This window comes from Caballeronia calidae (assembly GCF_900044055.2).
Taxonomy (GTDB): Bacteria; Pseudomonadota; Gammaproteobacteria; order Burkholderiales; family Burkholderiaceae; genus Caballeronia; species Caballeronia calidae.
Genome location: NZ_FCOX02000217.1, coordinates 1 through 2609, shown reverse-complemented (window position 1 = coordinate 2609; position 2609 = coordinate 1). Strand labels below are relative to the sequence as shown.

Genomic DNA, 2609 nt, shown 5'->3' with positions numbered 1-2609 from the left:
CCCTACCAGCAGGAGACTACAGCCGATTGCTCAGGCGATCATGACGTGATGGCGAGACAGGTTAGACCGTGGCCGGGAAACTCTGAGTACACCACTGTGCGCAAGAGTACGCAAGACTGATGAGAGTCCGGCCAGCACATTCCATTAGGGACCGCCGGCCATGTGCCGGACAGCGAAGTCCGGATGCATGGCTGCAATCAATACCTTCACTCCGTCACAAATGAGAGCTTGGCAAGCCGGGGCGTCCATGCTTGGTGTACCGGATGGCCGGACAGCCGTGAAAGCTTTCTTCATACTCCATGATATCAACCGACTTCGCAACAATTTGATAATACCCTTCTGGGCCATCGGCAGGCTAGCAATTAATTAGCAACTTCACTTCAACAAAAATCTATGAACAGACTTTCCAATCACACATTTCACTCCGTTCAGCCGAACGAAAACGAAAAGCCTCAAGTTGAAATTCCGGTCCATGAGCATAGGGGAGGTAACGCCGCCTCTCTGACGAATTTAAATAAAAACGTGTTAGGTGAAACGTTCAAATTTCTTCCCACAAGAGGTTTGCTAGAAATTGGCAAAATCAAAAACAAAAAAGTATTCAAAGCGACTAGGCCCGTTTTGAATAATAGAGAGGATCTCCAGCTGGAGCACGATCTAACCGCCATGATTGGCGAGCTGGAGCATGCAAAATCGTGTACGCCTACGTCGAAATCTTTAAAAGAATTTGCTTGTAATGTTGGAACCGTTTTCGCGCCGATGCTCGACCTTGGCGGAAAGTTTTTCAAGTGGTATGGTATAGGAGGAACGATTGGGAACTTAGGGGACGCTGGATATGCTCGCGTATCAAGGCCAACCTCGTTTGATTGGACGACATATATCGACCGTGAGCCCGCATATGTGGCGCTGTCTGGTGTCGGCGTCTTAGCTGAGCGCGGTGGGGAGGCGCTAGCAAAAAAGGTAGATGATCTGCGAGATGGGCTATTGCGTGAGAGCATGTTGGAGGAAATGAATCACGATTCGTCAAAAAGAGGCTATAAGCTTCTAAGATTTCTCCAAGAAAATAAAGATGATATCGATTTTTCAAGTATTGAAGAAGCGATTTCAATGTTTGTGGACGTGGGCAGTTTGAATGTTCTATTGAATGGTTTAAATTCAGCGGAGCGCAATGGAAAGTTCGGCGCAGCAATTAGGCGACGTCTTCAAGAGTTGAGTAATCAATAGTCGGCCCTTCAGAATTAGTCCAAGCCAAGCATGACAAGGTGTTGCCGGCGGATGATGTTTTTGAACGTCCAGAAGCAATATTGATCTGAATGGTTTCTTGGGAGCAATCCAACCCCGTGCCGGGTCCGGCGTTCGCGGAGAAACCAGGAATGGGGTATACAGGTGAACGGCAGCGCCGCAATGACCGGCAGTCCAATGGTGCGCGCTTGCGGCCGGCACGCCGTCAAGTGAGCCCGCTTGAGAGCATGGTCCGGGATTCGTCGGTGACAGTGGTGAGCAGCGCAAGCTGCATCCCGTTCACGAGATCGAGTCAATTTCGACGCATCCCATGGCGCTGCCGTTCAACGAACAAGTGTGGAGCTGGCGATGGCGATGCGCAAGCGCGAAGAGAGCCCCGAGGTATTTCCGAACGCAGCGGGCATTGATGTGGGCGGTTCGAGTCACTGGGTCGCGGTGCCCAACGGGGCCGCTGATGAGCCCGTTCGGGAATTCGGCACGATGACCGATGACCTGAACGCGATGGCCGACTGGTTGCTCGCGTGCGGGGTCGACACGGTCGCCCTGGAATTGACCGGCGTATTCTGGATTCCTGTGTATGAGGTGCTGGAGCAACGTGGGCTGACAGTCTGGCTGGTCGACGCACGGCAGATGAAGTATGTGCCGGGGCGCAAGAGCGACGTGCAGGATTGCCAGTGGCTCATGAGCCTGGGGCTGCTGCGGGCCGCCTGGCGGCCGGATGACGAGGTCTGCGTGGTGCGCGCGGTGGTGCGCCAGCGCGAGGTGCTGCTGGCCGAACAGGCCGGTTGGGTGCTGCGCATGCAGAAGGCGCTGGTGCAGATGAACCTGCAGCTCACCGAAGTGCTCACGGATATGATGGGCATGACGGGGCAGGCGATCATCCGTGCAATCGTCACGGGCGAGCGCGATCCGAAGGTCCTTGCGCGCCATCGTCACGGCCGGGTCAAGCGCAGCGAGGATGATATCGTGCGCGCGCTGACGGGCAACTGGCGCGAGGAACATCTGTTCGTGTTACAGCAGGCGCTGGCGATGTTCGACAGTCTCGCGCAGCGCATCATCGAATGCGATGCGAAGATCGACGCACTGCTGGTCCCGCTCGGACCTCCCGATGTCGAGTTGGCCGGACCCGGCAAGCGGCGTGGCAAAAATACGCCGCAGTTTGATGCCCGTGCGGCCCTCGCGCGTTGGGCGGGCGTGGACCTGACGCGCATCAACGGCCTGTCAGTCACCACCGTGATGACGATCCTCTCGGAGATCGGCCCGGACCTGAGCCGGTTTGCGAACGTCAAGCACTTCTGCTCCTGGCTCGGGCTATGTCCCGGTACAAAGATCAGCGGCAGCGCAGCAGCGCAGCAGCGCAGCATCGCAGC

2 protein-coding genes are annotated in these 2609 nt (G+C 55.8%); both read left to right on the top strand.

Annotated elements, in window-relative coordinates; translation table 11 throughout:
- Positions 1-393: 393 nt before the first annotated feature.
- On the top strand, positions 394-1221 hold the full coding sequence (locus tag AWB78_RS47400) for a hypothetical protein (RefSeq protein ID WP_157697892.1): 828 nt from the start codon (positions 394-396) through the stop codon (positions 1219-1221).
- A 366-nt stretch (positions 1222-1587) separates the two neighbouring features.
- The coding region (locus AWB78_RS42100; protein ID WP_062613182.1) for an IS110 family RNA-guided transposase at positions 1588-2609 on the top strand (1022 nt) is incomplete at its 3' end.

Coding starts and splice junctions, on each gene's coding strand:
- AWB78_RS47400 (WP_157697892.1), top strand. CDS start 394: ATGAACAGACTTTCCAATCACACATTTCACTCCGTTCAGCCGAACGAA.